Here is a 25520-nt window from a genome sequence, read left to right on the forward strand (position 1 = left end):
GGGTTGCCGCCGCCGTCGCCGAGCGCAACCCGGATGCCGCGAGTGTCGAAGCGCTCACAGGACGCGTCCACACGCACTCGAACTCGGCATCTGGAATGTCAGTGGTCCATGGTGGACTGGAGTCATGACCGAGACCACCACCGCGACCCGCGCGAGCGACGAGTACGCCGCGCAGCTCGCCGAGTTCTCGGACGAGTATGCGGAGATCGGTCGACTGCGGGCGGCACTCGACGCGCGAGAAGCGCGCCTGCTCGCGCGCTCCGCTGCGTATGCGGACGCGCTCGCTGACTCCGTCGTCCCCGCGATCTACCCGCCCGCAGAGCGGCGTGCACTCTCGCGGCGTTCGACGTGCGCGATGCTCGCGATGGCGACCCGCTCCGCCGAGCGGACAGTCCTGCACGCCACGGACGACGCCGAGCGGCTCGTGAACGAGGCCCCCGCAGTGTTGGCGGCGCTGGAGGCTGGCCTCATCTCCGGCCGACATGCGCGCACGATCACGGACCAGCTTCGCGAGGTCCCGACCGTCGGCCGTGCCTCCTTCCTCGCCGACGTGCTTCCCATCGCGGAACGGTCCACCGTTGCGCGGCTCAAGAAGCGCGCGAAGGACCTCCGCGAACGACTCCACCCAGAATCCATCACCGCGCGTGCACTGCGTTCCGAGGCAGACCGCCGCGTCGAGTTCGAGCTGGCCTCGGACGGTATGGCGTGGGTGAACCTGTTCACCACGGCGCCGATCGCGCAGGGCATGATCGAGCGACTCGAGAGCGCAGCGTCCGAAGCGCGTCGCGCTGGCGACCAGCGCACCTGCGGGCAGCTCCAGGCCGACGCCCTCGCGGCCCTGGCCCTCACCGGCGTCACGCCGGACGATGTCGTTTCGAACCCCGTCCTCCCGCACCCGATCGAAGTGCAGGAGCACATCAAGCCCACCGTGCAGATCACCGTCCCGGCGCTGAGCATGGCCGGCGTCTCCGACGCCCCCGCCACGCTCGATGGGTACGGGCCGATCGACCCCGAGACCGCCGCGCGCATCGCGGTCAACGCACCCTCCTTCACCCGCATCCTGGTCCAGCCGGAAACCGGAGCCGTCCTCTCCGTCGGCCGCGGCCAGTATCGCGTTCCCGCCGATCTCCAGCGGGCGGTGCGGCTCCGAGACGGCACCTGTCGGGCACCCGGCTGCGGGAGGCGCGCTAGAGCCTGCGACCTCGACCATTCGGTCGCCTGGCAGGACGGCGGAACGACAGACGTGGGGAATCTCGCCTGTCTCTGCCGACATCACCACCGGATGAAGCACCTCCCCGGCTGGGGCCTTGAACATCGACCGGGTGGAGTGCTCGACTGGACGACACCCGACGGCAAACACCATCGAACCGAGCCGGACCGCGCACCGTTCTGACCACGTCCGGTCCCTGAGCTTGTCGAAGGGAGCGCACTCCTCGGCGACCGGGCCGGCCAGGGCGCATGAGGCGGGCGGCCGTAGGGTGGTGGGGTGACCGGCCACGAAGAGCTCCTCAAGATCGCCACCGACATCGCCACCGACGCGGGGGAGCTGATCCTGCGCCGACGACGCGAGGGCGTCGAGATCGCCGCGAGCAAGTCCTCGATCGAGGACGTCGTCACGCGAGCCGACCGCGAGTCCGAGCAGTTCATCCGCGATCGACTCCTCGCAGCCCGCCCCGACGACGGCTTCCTCGGTGAAGAGACCGGCGCGGAAGGCGGCTCGACCGGCACCTCGGGCCTCACCTGGGTGGTCGACCCCATCGACGGCACCGTCAACTACCTCTACGACATCCCCGCGTACGCCGTGAGCATCGGGGTCGTCGAGGGTGAACCCGATCCCGCCACCTGGACCACACTCGCCGGTGCCGTCGTGAACCCGGTGCTGGGCGAGTCGTACACGGCGGCCCGTGGATCCGGATCGCACCTCAACGGCCGCACGCTCGAGGTGAACCGGGGCGTCGCCCCGAACGTCGCCCTGCTCGGCACCGGCTTCTCGTACACGGCCTCGCGGAGGATGGAACAGGCCGCGGTCCTCGGCGCACTCCTCGGCACCTTCCGTGACGTCCGCCGGATCGGTTCCGCGGCCCTCGACCTCTGCAGTGTCGCGTCCGGCCGCCTGGACGCCTACTACGAGAGCGGGCTGAAGCCCTGGGATCAGGTCGCCGGGGCGCTCGTCGCGGCTGAAGCGGGCGCGACGGTCGCCGGGTTCGACGGCGCCCCCGCCACCACGAAGCTCATCATGGCCGCAGACGCACCCCTGCTCGACGTCCTCGAGCGCCTGCTCGTCGAGCAGGGCTTCGCCTCGTCCATCGGCTGAACCGTCGGCCCGGCGGTGAGGGACGCCCCGAAACGCTCCGGTCGCGACTCGTTCATAAGAGAACTCTCATATGGCCTCTGACCAGGGTTTTCCACAACAAAACCGAGCACTGCCATGGCTTTTTCAGGCTCCCGTTGCTAGCATTTATCTATTCGTTACGTCCGCGTTCCCCCGCGTGGACGGACTTCACGCCCTATCTGCTAGCCCCGTTGAAAGGCCCCCGCCCCCTTGTCACGCCATGCAAGCCCTGAGGACACCCCTGTGCTTCCCGACCCTCAGGACCCGCAGAACACGTCCGCCGAGCGAGACACTGCACCCGTGCAGACGCCTCCCCTCAGCCGCCGTGAACTCCGCGAACGCGAGCGTCAGGCGGCGGCAGCCCTCGAGCAGCAGGAGTCCGTGCTGCAGGACCCGACCCACGAGGCGAACGTCGCCGAGCCCGAGGCTGCTCCTGCCGTCGACCCCGTCGACGAGATGATCGCCGAGGCGATCGAGGCGGTCCACACGTCCGACGTCGCCGACCTCGCGCCGGCCGAGTCCGAGTCGCTCATCGCCGAGCCGACCCTCGCCCCCGATGCCACCACGCCGACGTCGTCCGTGCCCGTCGACACCGACATCCCCCTCGCCGACGCCTCGCGTCCGCGCCGCTCGACCCGGGCCACCTCCGCTCCCGTGTCGACGACGAAGCCCCGCAACACGAGTCGTCCGGCGTCCACGCCTGCCGCTCCTCGCCCCTCGGGCATCGCCCGTAAGCGCCACATCACCACCAAGATCTTCGCCGGTGCCGCGATGGGCTTCGTCGCCCTCATGGCCGTCGCGACCTCCGTCCCGGCCAACGCGCTCCTCACCGCAGAAGACGTCGCGACCTCGGTCGCCGAGGCATCCCAGGCCGAGCTCGGCGACGGCAACGGGCTCAGCAACCAGGCCTCCCAGTCGCTCGACAGCGAGGGCTCGGCAGAACTGACCTTCACCCGCGACGACTACACGACGAGCACCGTCGAAGAAGCCGCCGCCGCGATGGGCATCCGCCCCGCCAACACCTTCACCAACAACCCGAACGGCACCATCCAGTGGCCGTTCGCCGTCGGTGTCACCATCGGCGACCGCTTCGGTGCTCGCGACTGCGCAGGCTGCTCCAGCGACCACCACGGCCAGGACTTCAACCCCGGCAACGGCGCCCCCATCCAGGTCATCGCCGACGGCGTCGTCCGCCACGTCGAAGACGGCGAAGGCTCGCTCGGCGTCAACGTCATCGTCGACCACACGATCAACGGTCGCCTCGTCTCGAGCGTCTACGCGCACATGCAGCACGGTTCCGTCCGGGTCACCGAGGGGCAGGCCATCAAGGTCGGCACCATCCTCGGCCTCACCGGCTCCACCGGTATGTCCACCGGACCGCACCTGCACTTCGAGATCCGACTCGACGGCGTCACCTGGGTCGACCCGCTCGAGTGGTTGTACGCCAACGTCAACTGACGTCGCGGACCCCGCCACCTGACGAACGCCTCGCCCGAGTCCGGGCGGGGCGTTCGTGTTTCTGCCGACAGTGGGAGTGGGTGGGTGTCCTTCGACAGGCTCAGGCACCAGAGGAGACCGGCTCAGGGACCAGACGAGATCGGCTCAGGGGTCGGGGTTTCGCTCAGGGACCTGCACGACGAAGGCCCGCCGGCTGATGCCGACGGGCCTTCGTTCGTGACGGGGAGGGTTACTGACCCTGCTCCTGGTACTTCGCCTCAGTGGCGGCCTTCTGCGGCTTCCACCAGGACTCGTTGTCGCGGTACCAGGCGATCGTGTCGGCGAGGCCGGCCTCGAAGTCGCTGAAGGCCGGCGTCCAGCCGAGTTCCGTGCGCAGCTTCGACGAGTCGATCGCGTAGCGGAGGTCGTGGCCCGGGCGGTCGTTCACGTGGTCGTAGGCGTCGGCCGACTGACCCAGCTGCGTGAGGATGAGCTCCACGACGTCCTTGTTGTTCTTCTCACCGTCGGCTCCGATGAGGTACGTCTCGCCGATGACCCCCTTGTCGAGGATGGTGAGCACCGCGGAGGAGTGGTCGTTGGCGTGGATCCAGTCGCGGACGTTCTCGCCGGTGCCGTACAGCTTCGGACGCTCGCCGCCGAGGACGTTCGTGATCTGACGCGGGATGAACTTCTCCACGTGCTGGTACGGACCGTAGTTGTTCGAGCAGTTCGAGATCGTCGCCTTGACGCCGAAGGACCGCACCCACGCGCGGACGAGGAGGTCGCTGCCGGCCTTCGTCGACGAGTACGGGCTCGACGGGTTGTACGGGGTCTGCTCCGTGAACCGCTCCGGGTCGTCGAGCTCGAGGTCGCCGTAGACCTCGTCCGTCGAGATGTGGTGGAACCGGGTCCCGTGCTTGCGAGCAGCCTCGAGCAGCGTGTACGTGCCGATGATGTTGGTGTCGAGGAACGGGCGGGGGTCGTGCAACGAGTTGTCGTTGTGCGACTCGGCCGCGTAGTGCACGACGGCGTCATGGCGAGCGAAGAGCTCGTCGACGAGCGTCGCGTCCTGGATGTCGCCGACGACCAGCTCGAAACGATCGGCCGGGAGGCCGTCGAGCGAGGCGCGGTTGCCCGCGTAGGTCATCTTGTCGAGGACGGTCACCGAGTGATCGGTGTTGTTCAGGACGTAGTGGACGAAGTTCGAGCCGATGAATCCGGCGCCGCCGGTAACGAGAAGTCTGGACACGAGAACCGAGTCTACCCGGCGGTCTCTGGAAGCCGGGGGAGAATCCTGCTCCTGAGCCGACGGGTGTCCGCCCCGCCGCGGCTCAGTGTCCGGGCAGGATCCGGCGCAGCAGGTTCGTGTTCGCGAGGTCGAGGAGTTCGTCACCCCGACCCGACATGACCGTGCGGAGCGCGTAGAGCGTGAACCCCTTCATCTGCTCCGCCGTGATCGTCGGCGGGATCGACAGTTCCTGCCGTGCCGTCACGACGTCGACGAGCGCCGGACCGTCGTGCTCGAACGCACGCCGGATGGCACCCTCCAGATCGCTCGCCCGCTCGACGCGTTCACCGTGGATGCCCATCGCCTCGGCGACGCGGGCGAAGTCCGGGTTCTGGAGGTCCGTGCCGTAGTTCACGAAACCGGCCGCCTTCATCTCCAGCTCGACGAAGTTCAGCGAGGAGTTGTTGACGACGACGACCTTCACGGGGAGCCGGTTCTGCGTGAGCGAGATGAGCTCACCGAGCAGCATCGTGAGGCCGCCGTCGCCGGCGAGCGCGACGACCTGCCTGCCGGGCTGCGACGCCTGGGCGCCGAGGCCCTGCGAGACCGCGTTCGCCATGCTGCCGTGGCTGAAGGACCCGATCAGCCGGCGTCGTCCGTTCATGGTGAGGTACCGCGACGCCCAGACGACGGGCGAACCGACGTCGGGGATGAACACGGCGTCGTCGGTGGCGAGCTCGTCGATGACCTTCGCGAGGTACTGCGGGTGGATGGCCTGGCGGTCGTGGTCGGCGGTCGCGAGTTCGTCGAGGCCCTTCCGGGAGCTGCGGTAGTGCTTGAGCGCCTCGTCGAGGTGCTTCCGGTGCGTCTTGCGTTCGAGTTTCGGCAGGAGGGCGTCGAGGGTGTCGCGGACGGTGCCGACGAGTGGGAGGTCGACCGGGTGCCGTCGGCCGATCTGCTCGCCCCGGATGTCCACCTGGATGACGGTCGCGTCCTCGGGGAAGAACTGGGGGTAGGGGAAGTCGGTGCCGAGCATCAGCAGCACGTCGCACGACAGCATGGCGTGATAGCCGCTGGCGAAGCCGAGGAGTCCGGTCATGCCGACGTCGAAGGGATTGTCGTATTCGACGTGCTCCTTGCCACGGAGCGCGTGCACGATGGGGGCGCCGAGGGCGTCGGCGGTCGCGATGAGTTGCTCGTGGGCGCCCTTGACACCCGCGCCGGCGAGGATCGTGACGCGCTTGCCGGCGTTCAGGAGGCGGGCCGCTTCATCGAGTTCGTGGGCGGCGGGCAGGATGCGCGGCTGCGTCGCCCGGATCGCCGAGACGTGCTCGGAGACCGCGTGCTGCAGCATGACGTCGCCCGGCACGACGACGACCGCGACCCCGCGACGTTCCACCGCGGTGCGCATCGCGATCTCGAGGACCCGGGGCAGCTGCTCGGGCATGGAGACGAGCTCGACGTAGACGCTGCACTCACGGAACAACTCCTGCGGGTGCGTCTCCTGGAAGTAGGTCGTGCCGATCTCGGAACTCGGGATGTGCGCGGCGATCGCGAGGACCGGTACGCGCGAGCGGTTCGCGTCGAACAAGCCGTTGATGAGGTGGAGGTTGCCGGGCCCGCAGCTGGCGGCGACGACGGCGAGTTCCCCGGTCAGCTCGGCTTCGGCCGCCGCGGCGAACGCGGCCGCCTCCTCGTGGCGGACGTGCACCCACTCGATCCGTCCGTTGGTCCGGAGGGCGTCCGTGAACCCGTTCAGTGAATCGCCGGGCAGTCCGTACACCCGCTGCACCCCACTGGCTTCGAGCGTGGCGACGACGGTTTCGGCGACAGTGGACATGGGTGCTCCTCGCAGCTGGCGACTCTCGGTCCGGGGTTCCCGGTCCTTCCATGCTCCTCGGGTGGTCCGAGCGTCACAAGGGAGCGACTCGGCCTTGCAGAGCCCTACCAGGTGCGGTAACGCTTCTCAACACTCCGGCGCCAATCCACCTGAACGACGAACGCCTTGTAGCGTGGATGTTGGAACAGCCTGCCGACGACGCGGTGGTGCGGCCAACATCGACTGCACCGTGAAAGGGGCGGCCGTGAGTGACTCCCTGCACCGACCGCCGGCACACGCGGGACCGGTGACCGATCCCGCCGCCATGTTCACCGAGCACAGCGAGACGGTCGTCACCGGCGTGAGCCTGTCCAACGGCCGTTACAGCATCGGCGAGCAGCTCGGTTCGGGCGGTTCCGCGAACGTCTACCGGGCTCGCGACGAGCTCCTGTCGCGACCCGTGGCCGTGAAGCTCTTCCGCGACGAGGCGGCGACCGCGAACGACCGCCTCCGTCAGGAGCGTGAGATCCGCCTGCTCGGCGAACTGCGCCACCCGGGTCTCGTGGAGCTGTACGACTCCGGTTCCGTCGTCCACCGTGGCGTCGAGCACCGCTTCCTGGTGATGGAGTACATCCCCGGTGCCACGCTCACCGACAAGCTGCAGGCGGGCCCGATGCTGCCGCGCGATGCCGCTGCGCTCGGCGCCCAGGTGGCCGACGCCCTGTCGTTCATCCACACGCGGTCGATCGTCCACCGCGACATCAAGCCCGACAACATGCTCTTCAGCGACATCGCCGCCTTCGGGCACGCGAACCTCGTGAAGCTGTCCGACTTCGGGATCGCCCACTTCATCGGCGGCTCCCGCTTGACGAACACCGAGGCGATCTCTGGGACCGCGAACTACCTCTCACCCGAGCAGGCGCTCGGCGACACGGTCAGCACGGAGACGGACATCTACTCGCTGGGCCTCGTGCTGCTCGAGGCCATCACGGGCCGTCGTGAGTTCGACGGCGGGCTCGTCGAGTCCGCGATCGCCCGGTTGCACCGCGATCCCGTGATCCCGCCCGAGCTGCCGGCCGCCTGGCACCCGCTCCTGCGTTCGATGACGGCCCGTCGCCCGGAGGACCGGCCGGCGGCCCACGAAGTCGCCTCGACCCTGCGCGAGATCTGGTCGGAATCCCGTGTCCGACGCGTCCGCCGGGTGCGCGCGCGTCTCGGGCTCGTGACCGAACGAGGCGTCGATCCGCGGATCGCACTGCTGCTCGCCGGCGCCACGGCCGCTGCCGGCCTCGCCATCGGTGTGGCCATCGGCATCTTCGCCTTCTGAGCCCGTCAGCTCCCGCCCTACCACGTTTCGCGCGCTTCCGGGGAAGTCAGCCGGCCAGTGTACGGTCTCATCAACGATCGATCCCTTCGAGTGAAAGGGCGCCATGACGCTCTCGACCCCCTATCCGCTCGGCGTCACCCTCCGGGGCGATGGTGCGAACGTCGCCATCTACTCCGAAACCGCCGACTCCGTCACCGTGTGCCTGTTCCCCGAGGGCGGCGAGGAGCAGCAGACCCGCCTCGAACGACGGACCGGTCACGTGTTCCACGGCCTCGTCGAGGGCCTCGTGCCCGGCATGCGCTACGGCGTCCGGGTTGACGGTCCGTGGGACCCGGCCAACGGCCTCCGGCACAACCCGGCGAAGGTGCTGCTCGACCCTCACGCGACGGCGGTCACCGGGCGCTACGACCTCGGCCAGGCGCAGTTCAGCCACCGTCTGGACGCCCCCGAGTCGATGGACGACACCGACTCGGCCGGTCACGTCGCCCTCGGCGTCGTCACCGACCCGTCGTCCTTCGACTGGGACGCGGACGGCGCGGACGTCGCGCCTCGGATCTCGCTCGCCGAGACGATCGTGTACGAGGTGCACGTGAAGGGCTTCACGAAGCAGCTCGTCGAGGTGCCCGAGGAGATCCGCGGCACCTACGCCGGTCTCGCGCACCCGGCCGCCCTCCGGTACCTCACCGACCTCGGCGTGACCGCGGTCGAGCTCCTGCCCGTGCACCAGTTCGTGCAGGACAGCCACCTCGAGGAGAAGGGTCTCCGCAACTACTGGGGCTACAACTCCATCGGCTTCTTCGCCCCGCACGGCGAGTACGCGGCCGCAGGCGACACCGGCGGCCAGGTCGACGAGTTCAAGGCGATGGTGAAGGCGATGCACGCCGCCGGCCTCGAGGTCATCCTCGACGTCGTGTACAACCACACCGCCGAGGGCAACCACATGGGCCCGACGCTGTCGTTCAAGGGCATCGACAACGCCGCGTACTACCGCCTCGTCGACGAGGACCGCGAGCACTACTTCGACACCACCGGCACCGGCAACAGCGTCAACGTCGGCCACCCGGCGGCGCTCGGCCTCATCATGGACTCGCTCCGCTACTGGGTGACCGAGATGCACGTCGACGGCTTCCGCTTCGACCTCGCGACGACGCTCACCCGGCAGGACGGCTCCGCCGAGATCCACAGCGCCTTCCTCTCGCTCATCGAGCAGGACCCGGTGCTCGCGCCGATCAAGATGATCGCGGAGCCGTGGGACACCGCGGGCTACCAGGTCGGCGGGTTCCCGGCGAGCTGGTCGGAGTGGAACGGGAAGTTCCGCGACGACGTCCGCGACTTCTGGAACGGCGCCGACAGCGTGCTCGGCACGATGTCGCAGCGAGTCCTCGGCAGCCCGGACGTCTACGAGGCGTCGCGCCGCTCGCCGCTGTCGAGCGTCAACTTCGTCACCGCGCACGACGGCTTCACGCTCGCGGACCTCACGGCCTACGCAGCCAAGCACAACGCTGCCAACGGCGAGGACAACAACGACGGCGAGAGCGATAACCGCTCGAGCAACAACGGCGCGGAGGGTCCCACCGACGATCCGGCGGTCAACGCCCGCCGCAACCGTCAGCGACGCAACTTCCTCGCGACGGTGCTCCTGTCGGCCGGCGTGCCGATGATCCTCGGTGGCGACGAGATCGCCCGCACCCAGGGCGGCAACAACAACGCGTACTGCCAGGACAACGAGGTGTCGTGGTTCGACTGGGAGCACGCCGACCACGACCTCCTCGGCTTCACGAAGCGGCTGATCGCCCTGCGCCTCGCCGAGCCGGCCCTGCGACCCGACTGGTTCCGCCAGGGTCCGGGCTCCAAAGCCGACGACCGGGTCTTCATCACGCGGTCCGACGACGAACCCTTCTCGGAGGACGACTGGGAGAACCCGGACGCCCGCTCGATCACCTTCGTGTTCCGGCACGCCGGGTCGGCGTCGTTCGCGCTCCTGCTGAACGCGGCCGAGAACGGCGTCGAGTTCACCCTCCCGAAGGCTCCCGGCCAGCCGTGGACCCTCGTCGAGTCGAGCGACCCCGAGCAGATGCTCGCCGAGGGCTCGACGACGGTGATCGTGCAGGGCACGTCCTTCACCCTCCTGCGGTCGGGGGTCACCTCATGACCACCGTGCCCGTCTCCACCTACCGGCTCCAGCTGACCGCCGACTTCCGGCTGCAGGACGCCGCCGCCATCGTCGACTACATCCAGGCCCTCGGAGCGGACTGGGTGTACCTCTCGCCCATCCTCCGCGCGGAGCCCGGATCGACGCACGGGTACGACGTCGTCGACCACACCACGGTCGATCCCGAGCGGGGCGGCGCCGAGGGGCTCACGGCGCTCGCCGAAGCCGCGCACGCCGCAGGGCTCGGGGTCCTCATCGACACCGTCCCGAACCACATGGGGGTCGCGACCCCGGTCGAGAACGCCTGGTGGTGGGACCTGCTCCAGCACGGCCACGAGGCCGAGCACGCCGCCGCATTCGACGTCGACTGGGAGTCGGGTGCCGGCAGGATCCGCATCCCGATCCTCGGCGACGACGATGGCGACCACAGCGCCCTCGACGACCTCACGATCGAGGACGGCGAGCTGCGGTACTTCGAGAACCGCCTGCCCATCGCACCCGGGACAGCGGACGACGGTGCGACGCCACGCGAGGTCCACGACCGTCAGCATTACGAGCTCGTCAACTGGCGTCGTGCGGACGCGGAACTGAACTACCGTCGCTTCTTCGCCGTGAACACGCTCGCCGCGATCCGCGTCGAGGACCCCGCGGTGTTCGACGGCTCGCACGTCGAGATCGGCCGCTGGTTCGACGAGAAGATCGCCGACGGCATCCGCGTCGACCACCCGGACGGCCTCTTGGATCCGGGTGCCTACCTCGACCGCCTGTCCGAACGCATCGGCGGGGCGCCGATCTGGGTCGAGAAGATCCTCGAAGGCGAAGAGGACCTCCCGGCCGAATGGGCGACGCTCGGCACGACCGGGTACGACGCGCTCGGCGACGTCGACCGGGTCCTCGTCGACCCCACCGGCCTCCCGGTCCTGGCGGAGCTGGCCGGGGTGGAACTCACGCGCGACGCGTGGGACGAGCTCGTGCACACCACCAAGCGCGGCATCGCGGACGGCATCCTCGGATCCGAGGTGCGGCGGCTCGCCCGTCTCGTCCCCGAGGTCGACGAGGCCGTCGACGCGCTGGCCGAGATCCTGACGGCGTTCCCGGTGTACCGCTCGTACCTGCCGCTCGGCGACGAGTACCTTGACGTCGCCCTGGAGACCGCGGAGACCCGCAGGCCGGAGCTCGCCGAGGCGTTCGCCGCCCTCGCGCCGCGGCTCCGCAACCCGGCCGACCCACTTGCCGCGCGCTTCCAGCAGACCTCCGGCATGGTCATGGCCAAGGGGGTCGAGGACACCGCGTTCTACCGGTACACCGCGCTCACCTCGCTGACCGAGGTCGGTGGCGACCCCGCGGAGACCGACATCAGCGTGGCCGAGTTCCACCACCGTCAGGCGCGACGGCAGGCGGAGTGGCCGTCGTCGATGACGACGCTCAGCACCCACGACACGAAGCGCAGCGAGGACGTCCGCGCCCGCATCGACGCGCTGAGCGAAGTGGCTGACCGGTGGGCCGAGCACGCGGTCGCCCTGCACACGAGCAACGGCTTCCCCGACCGGCAGCTCGAACAGCTCGTCTGGCAGGCCGCCGTCGGTGCCTGGCCGATCGAACGCGAACGCCTGCACGCCTACGTGGAGAAGGCGGCCCGCGAGGCCGGCGACTCGACCACGTGGACCGCACCGGACGAGGCCTTCGAAGTCGCCCTGCACGCCGCGGTCGACGGGCTCTACGACAGCCGTCGCGCGAACGCCGCGCTGCTCGACGCCGTCGCCGACGTCGAAGCTGCGGGCTGGACGAACAGCCTGGTGGCGAAGGCCGTGCAGCTCACGATGCCGGGCGTGCCCGACGTCTACCAGGGCAGCGAACTCTGGGACCGGTCCCTCGTCGACCCCGACAACCGCAGGGCCGTCGACTACGCCGAGCGCCGCGAGCTGCTGGCGAAGCTCGACGACGGGTGGCTCCCGCCCGTCGCCGCCGACGGAGCCGCGAAGCTCCTCGTCACCTCACGGCTGCTCCGACTCCGCCGGAGCCACCCCGAGCGGTACACGGAGTACACGGCGCTCGCCGCGGAGGGTGCGGCTGCTGATCACGTCCTCGCCTTCTCCCGCGGTGGTGTGGTGACGATCGCCACCCGCCTGTCCCTCCGGCTCGCCGAGCGCGGCGGGTGGAAGAACACCAACGTCGAGCTTCCGGAGGGACGCTACGTGGAGGTGCTGACGGGCCGCGAGATCTCAGGCGGACCGGTCTCCGTCGCCGCGCTCCTCGAGCAGTACCCGGTCGCCGTCCTCACCATCGCCGACGGTGATGAGCACACCGAACCGACCACCACCACGTCTGGAGATGAGGATTCACCGCGATGACGAGCACGACCACCAGCCCAGCCGACGGCTTCCGGGTCTGGGCACCGATCGCCGAGCGCGTCGACTTGGTGCTCGGCGACGACCGCTTCCCGATGAGCCGCGACGCGGTGGCGGAGGGATGGTGGGTCGCGCTCGACGGTGACGCCCCGCGCGCCGCGATCGTCGACACCGACTACGGCTACGTCCTCGATGGCGACGGGCCGATCGCCGACCCGCGGTCGCGTCGCCAACCGGACGGCGTCCACGGCCTGTCCCGCGTCGTCGCATCCGACCCCGCGCCCTCCGACGGCACCGGCTGGCGGGGACGGCCGCTCATCGGCGCGGTGCTGTACGAACTCCACATCGGCACGTTCACCGAAGCGGCCACCTTCGACGGCGCGATCGAGCGACTCGACGACCTCGTCGAGCTCGGCGTCGACGCGGTCGAGGTGCTCCCGGTCAACGCCTTCAACGGCGTCTGGAACTGGGGGTACGACGGCGTGTTCTGGTCGGCCGTCCACGAGGCCTACGGCGGACCCGAGGGCTACCGGCGCTTCGTCCGGGCCTGCCACGAGCGCGGGCTCGCCGTGATCCAGGACGTCGTGTACAACCACCTCGGCCCGTCCGGCAACGTCCTGCCCAGATTCGGCCCGTATCTCGCAGACGGCGCCGGCAACACCTGGGGCGACAGCGTCAACCTCGACGGCCCCGACTCGGACGAGGTGCGCCGGTACATCATCGACAGCGCCCTCATGTGGTTCGAGGAGTACGGCGTCGACGGTCTGCGGCTCGACGCCGTCCACGCGCTGCACGACACCCGGGCGGTCCACCTCCTGGAGGAACTCGACGCGGCCGTCGACGCGCTCGCTGCGGATCTGAACCGGCCGCTCACGCTGATCGCCGAGTCGGACCTCAACGACCCGAAGCTCATCACCCCGCGTGGGCCAGGCGGCTCCGGCGGCTACGGGCTGGACGCCCAGTGGAGCGACGACTTCCACCACGCCCTCCACGTCGCCCTCACCGGTGAGGTGTCCGGGTACTACGCCGACTTCGCGCCGCTCGGTGCGCTCGGCAAGGTCATGGAGGAGGGGTTCTTCCACAACGGGACCTGGTCCAGCTTCCGGAAGCGGCACCACGGCCGGCGGATCGACCTCGAGCGCACGCCGAGCTGGCGCCTCGTCGTCTCCGACCAGAACCACGACCAGATCGGCAACCGTGCCGTGGGCGACCGATTGGCGGCCAGCCTCGACGACGGTCAGCTGGCCATCGCCGCCGCCCTCACCCTGCTCGGACCGTTCACGCCGATGCTCTTCATGGGTGAGGAGTGGGCGGCGTCGACCCCGTGGCAGTTCTTCACCTCCCACCCCGAGCCGGAGCTCGGTGAGGCGACGGCGAAGGGGCGCATCGCCGAGTTCGCCCGGATGGGCTGGAACGAGGCCGACGTACCCGACCCGCAGGACCCGGAGACGTACCGACGCTCGATCCTCGACTGGTCCGAACGGTCGCAGGGTCGCCATGCGCGGCTCCTGACCTGGTACCGGCGCCTGATCGAGCTGCGGCGCACGGTGCCCGCGTTCACCGATCCGGCGTTCGCCGACACCACGGCGGTCGCCGACGAGTCGACCGATTCGTTCGTGCTGCGTCGTGGCTCGGCCACGCTGGCGGTGAACTTCGGGACGGAAGCCGTGGAGTTGCCGCTGCGGGTCGATGATCTGCTCGACAGCTTCGGCGAGGTCGTCACCTCGGACGGTTCCATCCGTCTCGGCGCGCACTCGGTCGCGATCCTCCACCACTGAGCCGGGTGCGCTCCTCGTGTGCCGTCGCCGCGGCGCACGAGGAGCGTGCAGGGCTGGACCCTTACGGCGTCGTGAACCAGACCGTCGTGTCGCCGTGGATCGTGGTGCCGTCGAACGGGCCGCTCGCGACGAGGACGGACGACTCGGCGAGTGACGACGGGACCGGCACGTCGTCCGCGCCGGTGTTCGCGACGACCGTGACCGTGCCGTTCGTGAGCGCGAGGATGCTCTCCGGAGCGCCCTCGATCCACGCGACCGATCCGAGGCCCAGGCCGTGCTCTCGACGCAGCCGCAGGAGCGTGCGGTAGAGCTCGAGCGTCGACCCGGGGATGCCCGCCTGGGCGTCGCGCGAGTAGTCGTTCCAGTCGTCGGGCTGTGGCAGCCAGGAGGCGCCCGTCGTGTTGAAGCCGTACGCGGGGTGGCCGGCCTCCCACGGGATCGGCACGCGGCAGCCGTCGCGCCCGTAGCGCTCGTGGTTCGTGCGGAACCAGGTGGGGTCCTGACGGGCGTCGTCCGGGAGGTCGATGACCTCCGGAAGCCCGAGCTCTTCGCCCTGATAGAGGTAGGCGCCGCCGGGGAGACTCAGCATGAGCGCGGTCGCGGCGCGAGCACGCTGCAGGCCGAGTGCGCGGTCCGGCTTGCCGGGGGTGTTCGGCCCGACGCCGTAGCCCTGCGGGTTCTCCTCCGTGAGCGCGAGGCGGGAGGCGTGGCGGACGACGTCGTGGTTCGACAGCACCCAGGTGCTCGGTGCGCCGACCTGGGCGAAGGCCCGCAGCGACTCCGAGACGACCGTCTTGAGTGCCGCCGCGTTCCAAGGCGTCTCGAGGTACGGGAAGTTGAACGCCTGCTGCATCTCGTCGGGCCGCACCCAGAGTGCCATCTTGTCGAGCGGGTCGACCCAGGCTTCGGCGCAGAGGACGCGGTCGCCCTCGTACGTCGCGAGCAGTTCGTGCCAGTCGCGGTAGATCTCGTGGACACCGTCCTGGCCCCAGTACGGAGCGGTCTCCGGCCATGACTCCGGCCCGGTGCCGGCGGCCTCGAGTGACGCGTCCACGGACGCGCCGCCCATGCTGCCACCCTCGGCGGGCGGGGTGTAGTCGGGCAGCCCGTCGGCCTTGATCATGCCGTGCGCCACGTCGACGCGGAATCCGTCGACGCCGCGGTCGAGCCAGAAGCGCAGGACGCCGCGGAACTGCTCGCGCACCCACGGGTTCGTCCAGTCGAAGTCCGGCTGCGAGGAGTCGAAGATGTGCAGGTACCACTGGCCGGGGGTACCGTCCGCCTCGACGACGCGCGTCCAGGCCGGACCGCCGAAGACGGACTCCCAGTTGTTCGGGGCCTGCTCCCCGTGTTCGCCCTTGCCGTCGCGGAACATGTAGCGGGCGCGTTCCTCGGACCCCGGTCCGGCCGCGAGCGCCTCCTGGAACCAGCGGTGCGCGGTCGACGAGTGGTTGGGGACGAGGTCGACGATGACCCGGATACCGGCACCGTGGGCGGCGGCGGTCATCGCGTCGAAATCGGCGAGCGTGCCGAAGATGGGGTCGACGTCGCAGTAGTCGGCGACGTCGTAGCCGGCGTCCTTCTGCGGGCTCGTCATGAAAGGGGACAGCCAGATGGCGTCGACGCCCAGTTCCTGGAGGGCGCCGAGGCGGGAGGTGATGCCGGGCAGGTCGCCGAGACCGTCACCGTTCGCGTCGGCGAAGGAGCGGGGGTAGATCTGGTAGATGACGGCGGAACGCCACCACTCCGATCCGGGGGTGGAGCCTCCTGCGGGGGAGGCATGCTGAGCTGCGGTCGCCGACGAGGTCGGGAGGGCGGAGTCCATGTCGCTACCCTAGGCCATCGCCGAGGCCTCCCGCCGCGCGTCGACCGGGGCCCGATTCGCACCGGATTCCCGGTGACGACCCGTCAGGTGCTGCCTAGAGTGGGGACATGACGACGGAATCGGACAGCACCGCCCGCAGCACGGCCAAGCGCGTCGGAGCGCAGGCGGGGCGGGTCGCCGGTTCGGCGGCCCGGACCACCCGCGGGATCATCCGCCGGAACCCGACGGCGAACCGCGTCTACCGCGCGGGTGTCGGCGTCGTCGGCGGTGGCACGGTCGCCCTCGGCGTCGCGCTCATCCCGCTGCCCGGCCCTGGGGCACTCATCGCCGTCGGCGGGCTCGCCGTCCTCGCCTCCGAGTTCGACGGGGCCAAGCGGGCGAGCACGAAGGCGAACGCCGCCGCCAAGAAGGGTGTCGCCGTCGCGAAGGACCTCCGGGCGAAGCGCCAGGCCAAGAACGCCGCGAAGGCCGCACCACAGCCCTGACGAGTCGCCCCGTCGCCGCCCTCGGTTACGGTGGACGGGTGGTGACGTCGGCGAAGGGGAACAGCGGTCGCCGGCCCGCCGGATCGAAGCCGCCAGCCTCCGCGCGGACCCGGACCGGAGCCACCCGGTCGGCTCCGAAGCCACGGTCGCGGACCGTCGGCGCGCGCGGTGCCGCCAAGCGGCCGAACCGGAGGCCCGGTCGGAGGCGCCTGCAGTCGGCCCCGATGGGTTGGGTCGTCGCCTTCGCTGCCGTGGCCGTGGGGCTCGCCGTCATCGTCGCCGTCGTCACCTGGGGGCCGGAGCTCGTCAGGCAGACGCAGGTGCGGGACTCGACCCTCGGGACCGCACCCCACGCCGCGGTCGAAGGGCCCGGTATCCCGGCGGTGGGCTCGGCCGGGACGGCTCCTGCCGCCATCACCGATCGCGTCGACCTCACGTGGGCGTCGGCCACGGCGCAGCGCCTCGGTATCCCGGAACGCGCCATGTCCGCCTACGCGGGGGCGGCACTGGCCACCGCGCAGGCGCGACCCGAGTGCGGGATCGCGTGGAACACCCTCGCCGCGCTCGGGAGCGTCGAGTCCGGGCACGGGACCATCTTCGGTGGCGCCCTCGACGCAGCCGGTCGAGCGACCCCGCCGATCATCGGGCCCGCACTCACCGGAACCGAGTTCGACGCCGTCTCGGACACCGACGGTGGCACGTTCGACGGCGACGCCCGGTGGGACCGCGCGGTCGGTCCGATGCAGTTCATCCCCTCGACCTGGGAGCGGTGGGGAGCGGACGGGAACGGCGACGGCGTCGCGGACCCGCAGCAGATCGACGACGCGGCGCTCGCCGCGGCGGGCTACCTCTGCCATGGCGGGCGCGACCTCCGGATCGAGGCGGACTGGGTCGCCGCGATCGGCTCGTACAACGGCGCCGCCTCGTACCTCGCGAAGGTCGTGCACGCCGCCGACACCTTCGCGGCCAAATGATCCGAGAGCGTGTACGAAGCACGCCTCCGGGGATGCTAGTCTCTACTGGTGCCATTTCCGCGTGAGCGGTCTGGTTCGCGCTCCGATAGCTCAGTGGTAGAGCACTTCCTTGGTAAGGAAGAGGTCGCGGGTTCAAGTCCCGCTCGGGGCTCGTTCTCTCCGTCACTGCTCTCGCCGGCATACGGAGAGACGTGGCAGGGTAGCTCAGTTGGTGAGAGCGCACGACTCATAATCGTGAGGTCGAGAGTTCGAATCTCTCTCCTGCTACGCAAGGCCCGGGCTTCCGGGCCTTTTGCGTATCCGCGGGAGCTGATCCTCGCCGAGCGTCCCCGTCTCAGTGGGTCCCGGTCAGGGAGCCGCCGAGCATGATCGCAGCGGGCACCAGCAGGCCGAGCAGCACAGCGCCGACCGCAGCCCAGATGCCGATGCGGGCATGCGGCGCCATCCGGGGGCGGAGGCCGAGTTCCTCGCCGATCTCCCGGATCCGTGCGCGTTCGTTCTCGGGGCTGAACGCGACCTCGAACCCGCCGGGCGCGATGCCGAGCATGATGACCCGGCCGTAGCGGACCCGACCCGACTGCCAGGAGAACGACCACGACAGCCGTGGGACGAATCCGGCGGCGCCCGCCGACCAGCCCATGGTGCGAAGGGTGTCGGTGATGCTGAAGCGCCGTCGTCGTTCGTCCACGCGGACGGTGTACGTGATGCTGTCGGACACCTCGTTCAGCTGGAGGACGTCCAACCAGTGGGCGTTCGCGAGGTCGAACCCGACCCGGAACCCACCCGGGACGTCCGTGACGATGAACGGGGTGTTCTGGAGTTCGGCCTCGACGGCCCACCGGTACTCCTCGAGCACGCCGGTCGAGGTGTTGTCGGTTCCGTTCACGGGTTCAGTATGGCAAGGCACCGTGCCCCGGAGGCGTTCGCCGCATGGGCAGCACTCCCCATCGCCGCGGTCGTCGGAACCACGCCGGGAGCGATGGTCTCTGACACAATCGGGCCATGGAAAGCGCACCGATCATGGCCTGGACCCTGCAGAACGAGATCCCGATCCCCGCGGACGTGACCCAGCTGCTCGTGCAGGGGGAACAGGCGGTCGCGGCGTTCAAGACGTTCCGCGACTCCGCGGTGTTCACCACCAAGCGGCTCATCGTGCGCGATGCGCAGGGCATCTCCGGCAAGAAGGTCGAGATCTACTCCCTGCCGTACAGCTCGATCAACATGTGGTCCTCCGAGAACGCCGGAACCCTCGACTGGAACTCGGAGATCGAACTCTGGACCAGGGCTGGGCACATCAAGGTGAAGCTTGCGAAGGGCGTCGACGTCCGTCGTCTCGACAGCCTCATCGCGTGGGCGGTCCTCCAGGCGCACTAGCGCGTGACGAACATGCAGGACACACCCGCCACGGACGTGATCTTCATCGGAGGTCGCTCGGGCGTCGGGAAGACGTCGGTGGCTGCCGAAGCATCCAGGATCCTGCAACGCGCCGACCTTCCTCCTGTCGTCATCGACGGCGACAATCTCGACCAGGCGTACCCGGAACCACGGCGCAACGGCAGCGACCTGGCAGAGCAGAACCTTGCAGCCATGTGGGCGAACTACCGGTCGGCAGGCTACTTCCGCCTCCTGTACACGAACACCGTCAGCGTGCTGCAGATCCCCACGCTGGTCGCCGCCCTCGGCACGAACGTCCGTTCGTTCGGCGTGCTCTTGACCGCGACCGACAGGACCGCCGCGCAGCGTCTCGCTCGGCGCGAGATCGGGACGGCGCTCGAGGAGCACACCTCGAGCGGAGTGCTCGCGCGGCCACCAAGCTGGAGGAGGCGAGCACGGCGCGCAGGGTCGTCACCGATGACCGGGCCGTGCAGGAGATCGCTCACGAGATCCTCTGGGTGGCAGGCTGGCTGGCCGATCCCGGTGGCCGGAATCACTCGAGCGCCTAGCGCCGGGCTGCGGACCGGGCCGTCTCACCGGTCCCAGATGCTGCGGTACCCCGGGGAGAAGGCGATCATCGCCGCGAGCAGGGTTCCGGTACTGAGGAGCGGGAGCGCCGGCCCGAGCTCCCAGGGCGAGTCCGCGAAGATGCCGACCAGCATCACCATCCAGGCTCCGATGTTGCCGAGGATGAGCACGATGATGACGGTCACGGCCGTGGCACCCGCCCGGGCGGAGGTCCGGTTCCCCCGGAACACCGGGGTGGTGCAGATCGCCGCGATGATCACCAGGATGAGCACCAGGAACGCGCTCGCGAACAGGATCGAGGCGGCCTCCGGATCACCGTCGTCATCGCGATCGGCGAAACCAGCGAGGAAGAAGAAGAGGTTGAAGACCTCCGTGCCCTCGTCGTCGGTCGTCTGACTGGCGAACGGCACGAACAGCGAGAGGATGAGCGCGACCTCCAGCAGCAACATGGGGATGGTAATCAGGATGGATTCGATGCTCGCCACGCGCTGTTCGAGCCGGGTGCGTGCCGCCTGCGCCGCGACCGACTCGGTCGTACTCGTCTGTTCCTGGCTTTCGGATGCACTCATCGCTGACCCCCGTCTCGGCTACTGCGAAGGCTGGCCACCCGTTGTGTCCTCGACCTCCGACCTGGTCATGGTAGTCGCGACGGACCGACCGCGTCGGAGACGGGCCGAGGGGCTCAGGCGGCGTCCAACTCGGCCGGATGCTCCTCGCGCAGGGCCGGGCAATGCTCGGGCGTCGGGTGGAGCGTGATGTCGATGACCGCTTCGAGGCGGGCGCGCGCCGCCTCGAGGTCCGCCAGCTGCGCCGTGATGCGGTCGCGTTCGGTCCGAAGCAGCTCGAGGGATTCCGGCGTCGCGACCCCGGCGTCGACGCAGGGGAGGAGCTGCACGATGGTGCGGCTCGGGAGGCCGGCCGCGAAGAGCTGCTGCACGAGCTCGACCCGTTCGACCGCCGCTTGTTCGTAGTGGCGCTGGCCGCTCGTCGTGCGCGTAGCGGTGAGCAGCCCTTGCTCTTCGTAGTAGCGGAGCGAGCGGACGCTCGCCCCGGTCCGAGCCGCGAGATCCCCGATGCGCATCGATCTTCCGTTCCTGGCTTGCACCTGACATTGATGTGAGGTCTTAGCCTAACCAGGCTGCTGCGGGATCGCCCCGCACACGGGAAGGAATCATGGACATCGCAGGATCCGTCGCACTCGTCACCGGCTCGAACCGGGGCATCGGGCGTCGCTTCGTCACCCAGCTGCTCGAGCGCGGCGCGGCGAAGGTGTACGCGACCGCGCGCCGCCCCGAGCTCGTCGACATCCCCGGCGTGGAGGTGCTGCAGCTCGACATCACCGACCAGGCCTCCGTCGAGGCTGCGGCCGCGATCGCGACCGACGTCACGCTGCTCGTCAACAACGCCGGCATCGCCACGCAGGGCTCGATGCTGACCGGCGACCTCGCCGACGCGCGTCGCGAGATGGACACCCACTACTGGGGCAACCTCGCCATGGTGCGTGCCTTCGCTCCGGTGATCGAAGGGAACGGGGGCGGGGCGATCGTCAACGTGCTCTCCGCCCTGAGCTGGTTCGCCCACCCGGGTTCCGGCGGATACGCCGCGGCCAAGGCGGCGGAGTGGAACATGACGAACGCGGTCCGTCTGGAACTCACACCGAAGGGGGTCTCGGTGCAGGGGCTGCACCTGGGTGCCGCCGACACCGACATCATGGCGGGCTACGAGGGGCCGATGGTCGACCCGGCGGACGTCGCCCGGGCGAGCCTCGACGGCGTCGAGCAGGGTGTCGCGGAGGTCGTCGTCGACGACTGGAGCGCCATGGTCAAGGCGTCGCTCGCCAACGCCCCCGAGGGGTTCTACGCGCAGTTCGCCTGAGGCCCGCTCCGGTGAGCGGTGTCCCGTCCGGCGTCGCCGGCTCCGGGACGCCGCCGCAGGAGAGCGCGCATACTGGATGCCATGAGTGACGACGCTGGGGCGCAGCCGCAGGGCCGGGGAGCCGTCGACGACGCCGTCCTCGAGGCGACCATCCTCGACCTCCTCGGCAAGCGCGCCGTCACCTCGTCCATCTGCCCGTCCGACGCCGCCCGTGCCGTCGGCGGCGAGGACTGGCGCGAGCTCATGGACGACACCCGCCGGGTCGCCTGGCGGCTCGTCGACGCCGGCCGGGTGCGCATCACCCAGGGCGACGAGGCGGTCGACCGCGAGACCGTCCGTGGCCCCATCCGGATCCGCTGGGCGACGGAAGCCGGGAGTGACACCGAACGGTGAGGCCGGCCCAGACCGGTGATCCGTGCGCCGTCGGCGGTTAGGCTTGGGACATGACCATCGCCCTCGTCCGTCACGGACAGACCGCCTGGAACTTCGAACGACGGTTGCAGGGGACGACGGACATCCCGCTGAACGACACGGGGCGGGAGCAGGCGGCCACGGTCGCCCCTCGCCTCACGGGCACCTGGGACGTCGTGGTCAGCTCCCCGCTCGGACGTGCCCGCGAGACGGCGCAGATCATCGCCGACGCCCTTGGGCTGAAGCTCGGCGGCACCTACCCCGACATGGTCGAGCGGCACTACGGCGACGCGGAAGGCGCGACCGCGCAGATGGTGCTCGACAACTGGCCCGACCACCAGTACCCGAACCTCGAGACCGAGGAGTCGGTCGTCGAACGCGGCATGCGCGGCATCGAGGCGATCACTCGCGACCACCCGGGCAAGAACGTCCTCGTCGTGAGCCACGGCACGCTCATCCGCCTGACCCTCAGCCACCTGTCGGGCACCACGGTCCCGCCGCTCGAGAACTGTTCCGTGTCGGTCATCGAGGCGACCGACGACGGCTGGTCGCTCCTCGACGCCGGAACCGCTCGCACCACCCCGTCCCTCGAGACGGCGCTCTCCGGCCCCACCGCACGGTGACCGGAGACGACACGACCGGCCGTCCGGTCCGATCCGCGTCCGGCATCGCCTGGCTCATCGGGATCGGCCTGACCGCCGGGTTCCTGTCGGGGCTCTTCGGCGTCGGCGGCGGCATCCTCATCGTCCCCGCCGTCGTGTTCCTCCTCGGGTTCGGGCAACGGCTCGCCGCTGGGACCTCGCTCGCCGCGATCGTCCCGACGTCGCTCGTCGGGGTCATCTCCTACGCGGTGAACGGCACGGTCGACTGGGTGGCGGCGATCCTGCTGGCGGCCGGCGCGATCGGAGGCGCCCAGCTCGGCAGTTATCTGCTGGCGAAGCTCCCCAAGAAGGCGCTCCAGTGGGGCTTCATCGGCTTCCTGCTCGTCGTCGTGGTCTCCCTGTTCCTCATCGTCCCGTCCCGCACCGCCGAGATCGATCTGCACGTCGGTTCGATCATCGGCCTCATCCTCCTGGGCTTCCTGACCGGCGTCCTGTCGGGACTCCTCGGGATCGGCGGCGGGGTCGTCGTCGTGCCGATGCTCATCCTGCTGTTCGGAGCGAGCGACCTCATCGCCAAGGGCACGTCGTTGCTCATGATGGTGCCGACCGCGATCTCCGGCACCGTCGGCAACGTCCGGCGTGGCAACGTCGACCTCCGCGCCGCGGCGATCATCGGGGTCGCGGCGTGCACGACGACCGCGCTCGGCGCCATCGTCGCGTCGGTCGTCCCGCCGTTCGTCGGCAACCTGCTCTTCGCGGCGTTCCTCGTGGTCATCGCGATCCGCATGGTGTTCCAGGCGCTGAAGCGCTCCTGATCACCCCGGTCGTCGATCCGGCTCCAAGACCCCCTCGCCGGGCCAGCGGGTAGGCTGGAGGGCGTGTCAGTGAACCCAGAGCTCGCCGGTCGGGTCTTCCCGCCCGTCGCCCCGTACCTGGTCGGACGCGAGAAGATCCGCGAGTTCTCGCGGGCCGTCTTCGCGACGAACCCCATCAACCTCGACCCGGAAGCGGCACGCGCCGCAGGCCACGCCGACGTGGTCGCGCCGCCGACCTTCGCGGTCGTCGTGCAGGAGCACACGCTGCAGCAGCTCCTCGCCGAGCCGGACGCTGGCATCGACTTCAGTCGGGTCGTCCACGGCGACCAGCGGTTCGTGCACCACCGCCCGATCGTCGCAGGCGATGAACTGACCGCGCAGCTGACGGTCACCTCGATCAAGTCCCTGGGCGGCCACTCCATGGTGACGTGCGACTCGGTCATGACCGACGCCGACGGCGAGCCGGTGGTCACCGCGACCTCGACGCTCGTGGTGCGAGGAGACGAAGGATGAGCGACGTGCAGCAGACGACTCCCGCCATGCCCGCCGTCGGCGACGTCGTCGCCGAGCGGACGGTCCACCTCACCCGCGACGCGCTCGTGCGCTACGCCGGTGCCTCGGGCGACTTCAACCCGATCCACTACCGCGACGACGTCGCCGCGTCCGTCGGGCTGCCCGGTGTCCTCGCGCACGGCATGCTGACGATGGGGATCGCCGCGCAGCCGGTGGTCGACTGGATCGGCGACCCCGGCCGCGTGCTCGACTACCAGGTGCGGTTCACGCGCCCGGTCGTCGTCGACCCGGAGACCGGCGCCGAACTCCACATCGTCGCGAAGGTCGGCAAGCTCGACGCGGACGCGCAGACCGCACGCATCGACCTCACCGTCACCTTCGCCGAGCAGACGGTGCTCGGTAAGGCGCAGCTCGTCGTCGGCTTCGCCTGAGCTGCGGAGCGCCATGACCGACACCATCAGTCTGCGCGAGCTCACCACCCTGCAGGTGGGTGGGCCCGCCGCAGCCTTCGTGGAGTGCACGAGCGAGGCCGAGCTGATCGACGCCGTGCTCGACGTCTGGAACACCGACCAGCCATGGCTGCTGCTCGGGGGCGGATCGAACCTCCTCGTCGGCGACGAGCCGATCGAGGCCACCGTCATCAGGGCGGCGAACCGCGGCATCGAACGGCTCGAGGCTCCCGCCGGACGCGTCCGGTTGCGGGTGCAGGCCGGCGAGGACTGGGAGGCGCTCGTCGCCTACACGGTGGAGCACGGCTTCGCGGGCATCGAGGCGCTCTCCGGTATCCCGGGATCCTGTGGGGCGGCCCCCGTCCAGAACATCGGCGCCTACGGACAGGAGATCGTGTCGTCGCTCGTCGCGGTCGATCTGCTCGACGAGGAGTCGCAGACCGTCGAGCGCGTCCCCGCCGCCGAGCTCGGTCTCGGGTACCGGACGTCGGTCCTGAAGCGTCACGGCGGTGGGGAGCCCGAGCGGTCGGGCGTGGTCGTCGCGATCGTCATCGAGCTCGACGACGTCGGTGTCGACGGTCTCGCCGCGCCGATCGCCTATCAGCAGCTCGCCTTCGCGCTCGGCGTGGAGGTCGGCGAGCAGGTCCGTCTGGCCCAGGTGCGCACGACGGTGCTCGCGCTCCGCGCCTCGAAGGGCATGGTGCTCGACCCGGACGACCCCGACACCGCCAGCGCCGGATCGTTCTTCACGAACCCGATCGTGTCCGAGCACGTCGCCCGCTCGCTCCCCGGTGACGCTCCCTGGTGGCCCGTCGACCCGCCGGCCGACGACGACACCGAGTACGTCTTCCCACTCGGCGAGGTCGTCAACCCTCCCCGGCCGGCTCCCGTGGAGCGGCTGGCGAAGCTGTCTGCGGCCTGGCTGATCGAGCGGGCCGGGGTCCGTCGTGGGTTCGCGCTCCCCGGATCGCACGCCGCGGTCTCCACGAAGCACACCCTCGCGCTGACGAATCGAGGCGGCGCGACCGCCACCGAGATCGCCGAGCTCGCCCGCTTCGTGCAGGCGCGGGTCCACGCCGAGTTCGGTGTGCTCCTGCAGCCCGAACCCGTGGTGGTCGGCGTCACGATCTGACGGCGACGTCGTCTTCCAGCCGAACGTCCGCCCACCGCATACCGGCGGGCGGACGA

The 25520-nt window shown here is 70.0% G+C and carries 23 protein-coding genes and 2 tRNA genes; 19 read left to right on the plus strand and 6 right to left on the minus strand.

From position 1 onward, the window contains the following. Positions 1-124: 124 nt before the first annotated feature. The 3 genes from ASF68_RS17065 to ASF68_RS17075 all read left to right on the plus strand — a co-directional run bounded on the left by ASF68_RS17065 (position 125) and on the right by ASF68_RS17075 (position 3790). Positions 125-1393, plus strand: coding sequence for an HNH endonuclease signature motif containing protein (locus ASF68_RS17065; protein WP_056013986.1), 1269 nt, complete (start codon positions 125-127; stop codon positions 1391-1393). Between the two features lie 93 nt (positions 1394-1486). Then, positions 1487-2314, plus strand: coding sequence for an inositol monophosphatase family protein (locus ASF68_RS17070; protein ID WP_056013989.1), 828 nt, complete (start codon positions 1487-1489; stop codon positions 2312-2314). Between the two features lie 318 nt (positions 2315-2632). Continuing rightward, positions 2633-3790 carry a M23 family metallopeptidase gene (locus ASF68_RS17075; protein ID WP_157580575.1) on the plus strand — a complete coding sequence of 386 codons (1158 nt, stop codon included), beginning with the start codon at positions 2633-2635 and terminating at the stop codon, positions 3788-3790. Between the two features lie 229 nt (positions 3791-4019). Here the strand turns inward: ASF68_RS17075 and rfbB are convergent, their stop codons facing one another. After that, entirely contained in the window at positions 4020-5018 is a 999-nt protein-coding gene (gene rfbB / locus ASF68_RS17080) for a dTDP-glucose 4,6-dehydratase (protein ID WP_056013996.1), read from the minus strand. Between the two features lie 82 nt (positions 5019-5100). After that, a complete protein-coding gene (gene poxB / locus ASF68_RS17085) occupies positions 5101-6837 on the minus strand; it encodes a ubiquinone-dependent pyruvate dehydrogenase (protein WP_056013999.1) in 1737 nt (578 codons plus the stop codon). Between the two features lie 244 nt (positions 6838-7081). Between poxB and ASF68_RS17090 the strand changes: the two genes are divergently transcribed. From ASF68_RS17090 to treZ, 4 genes are all read left to right on the plus strand, one after another. After that, positions 7082-8143 carry a serine/threonine-protein kinase gene (locus ASF68_RS17090; RefSeq protein ID WP_056014002.1) on the plus strand — a complete coding sequence of 354 codons (1062 nt, stop codon included), beginning with the start codon at positions 7082-7084 and terminating at the stop codon, positions 8141-8143. A 103-nt stretch (positions 8144-8246) separates the two neighbouring features. Continuing rightward, on the plus strand, positions 8247-10295 hold the full coding sequence (gene glgX, locus ASF68_RS17095) for a glycogen debranching protein GlgX (protein WP_056014006.1): 2049 nt from the start codon (positions 8247-8249) through the stop codon (positions 10293-10295). Then, positions 10292-12646 carry a malto-oligosyltrehalose synthase gene (treY, locus tag ASF68_RS17100; protein WP_056014009.1) on the plus strand — a complete coding sequence of 785 codons (2355 nt, stop codon included), beginning with the start codon at positions 10292-10294 and terminating at the stop codon, positions 12644-12646. The genes glgX and treY overlap by 4 nt, the downstream gene beginning before the upstream one ends. Further along, positions 12643-14421 carry a malto-oligosyltrehalose trehalohydrolase gene (treZ, locus tag ASF68_RS17105; RefSeq protein WP_056014012.1) on the plus strand — a complete coding sequence of 593 codons (1779 nt, stop codon included), beginning with the start codon at positions 12643-12645 and terminating at the stop codon, positions 14419-14421. Before treY ends, treZ begins: the two co-directional genes overlap by 4 nt. Before the next feature lie 61 nt (positions 14422-14482). Here treZ and ASF68_RS17110 read toward each other — a convergent pair whose 3' ends face one another. Next, positions 14483-16246: a glycoside hydrolase family 13 protein gene (locus ASF68_RS17110; RefSeq protein WP_056014016.1), complete on the minus strand. Its 1764-nt coding sequence runs from the start codon at positions 16244-16246 to the stop codon at positions 14483-14485. Between the two features lie 107 nt (positions 16247-16353). Between ASF68_RS17110 and ASF68_RS17115 the strand changes: the two genes are divergently transcribed. The 4 genes from ASF68_RS17115 to ASF68_RS17135 all read left to right on the plus strand — a co-directional run bounded on the left by ASF68_RS17115 (position 16354) and on the right by ASF68_RS17135 (position 17972). Continuing rightward, positions 16354-16731 carry a PGPGW domain-containing protein gene (locus tag ASF68_RS17115; protein ID WP_056014019.1) on the plus strand — a complete coding sequence of 126 codons (378 nt, stop codon included), beginning with the start codon at positions 16354-16356 and terminating at the stop codon, positions 16729-16731. Between the two features lie 224 nt (positions 16732-16955). Beyond that, positions 16956-17705, plus strand: a complete 750-nt coding sequence (locus tag ASF68_RS17125; RefSeq protein ID WP_056014024.1) for a lytic transglycosylase domain-containing protein — start codon at positions 16956-16958, stop codon at positions 17703-17705. 79 nt (positions 17706-17784) lie between these two features. Then, positions 17785-17856: transfer RNA gene (locus tag ASF68_RS17130), tRNA-Thr, on the plus strand. A gap of 42 nt (positions 17857-17898) precedes the next feature. Then, positions 17899-17972 (plus strand) — tRNA-Met (locus ASF68_RS17135). 67 nt (positions 17973-18039) lie between these two features. Here the strand turns inward: ASF68_RS17135 and ASF68_RS17140 are convergent. Next, the gene (locus ASF68_RS17140; RefSeq protein WP_056014028.1) at positions 18040-18591 is read right to left on the minus strand and encodes a hypothetical protein; all 552 of its coding nucleotides are present in this window, start codon (positions 18589-18591) and stop codon (positions 18040-18042) included. A 116-nt stretch (positions 18592-18707) separates the two neighbouring features. Here ASF68_RS17140 and ASF68_RS17145 point away from each other — a divergent pair, with 116 nt between their 5' ends. Further along, positions 18708-19079, plus strand: a complete 372-nt coding sequence (locus tag ASF68_RS17145; RefSeq protein ID WP_056014031.1) for a PH domain-containing protein — start codon at positions 18708-18710, stop codon at positions 19077-19079. Between the two features lie 593 nt (positions 19080-19672). Here the strand turns inward: ASF68_RS17145 and ASF68_RS17155 are convergent. Together ASF68_RS17155 and ASF68_RS17160 are read right to left on the minus strand one after the other, a co-directional pair. Next, positions 19673-20236 carry a hypothetical protein gene (locus ASF68_RS17155; RefSeq protein WP_056014037.1) on the minus strand — a complete coding sequence of 188 codons (564 nt, stop codon included), beginning with the start codon at positions 20234-20236 and terminating at the stop codon, positions 19673-19675. A gap of 113 nt (positions 20237-20349) precedes the next feature. After that, on the minus strand, positions 20350-20748 hold the full coding sequence (locus ASF68_RS17160; protein ID WP_056014039.1) for a MerR family transcriptional regulator: 399 nt from the start codon (positions 20746-20748) through the stop codon (positions 20350-20352). 92 nt (positions 20749-20840) lie between these two features. Here ASF68_RS17160 and ASF68_RS17165 point away from each other — a divergent pair, with 92 nt between their 5' ends. From ASF68_RS17165 to ASF68_RS17195, 7 genes are all read left to right on the plus strand, one after another. Further along, complete coding sequence (locus ASF68_RS17165; RefSeq protein ID WP_056014041.1) at positions 20841-21542, plus strand: SDR family oxidoreductase; 702 nt, start codon at positions 20841-20843, stop codon at positions 21540-21542. Between the two features lie 81 nt (positions 21543-21623). Next, positions 21624-21935, plus strand: a complete 312-nt coding sequence (locus ASF68_RS17170; protein WP_056014044.1) for a DUF3253 domain-containing protein — start codon at positions 21624-21626, stop codon at positions 21933-21935. 50 nt (positions 21936-21985) lie between these two features. Continuing rightward, positions 21986-22576, plus strand: coding sequence for a histidine phosphatase family protein (locus ASF68_RS17175; protein ID WP_082498784.1), 591 nt, complete (start codon positions 21986-21988; stop codon positions 22574-22576). Further along, entirely contained in the window at positions 22573-23370 is a 798-nt protein-coding gene (locus tag ASF68_RS17180) for a sulfite exporter TauE/SafE family protein (RefSeq protein WP_082455601.1), read from the plus strand. The genes ASF68_RS17175 and ASF68_RS17180 overlap by 4 nt, the downstream gene beginning before the upstream one ends. 63 nt (positions 23371-23433) lie before the next feature. Next, positions 23434-23883, plus strand: a complete 450-nt coding sequence (locus ASF68_RS17185) for a MaoC family dehydratase N-terminal domain-containing protein (RefSeq protein WP_082455599.1) — start codon at positions 23434-23436, stop codon at positions 23881-23883. Continuing rightward, positions 23880-24314 (plus strand): MaoC family dehydratase, encoded by a 435-nt coding sequence (locus tag ASF68_RS17190; RefSeq protein ID WP_228507299.1) that lies wholly within the window; start codon positions 23880-23882, stop codon positions 24312-24314. The genes ASF68_RS17185 and ASF68_RS17190 overlap by 4 nt, the downstream gene beginning before the upstream one ends. A gap of 13 nt (positions 24315-24327) precedes the next feature. Beyond that, positions 24328-25464: a UDP-N-acetylmuramate dehydrogenase gene (locus ASF68_RS17195; protein WP_056014049.1), complete on the plus strand. Its 1137-nt coding sequence runs from the start codon at positions 24328-24330 to the stop codon at positions 25462-25464. The last annotated feature ends 56 nt before the right edge of the window (positions 25465-25520 follow it).

This window comes from Plantibacter sp. Leaf314 (genome assembly GCF_001423185.1).
Classification (GTDB): domain Bacteria; phylum Actinomycetota; class Actinomycetes; order Actinomycetales; family Microbacteriaceae; genus Plantibacter.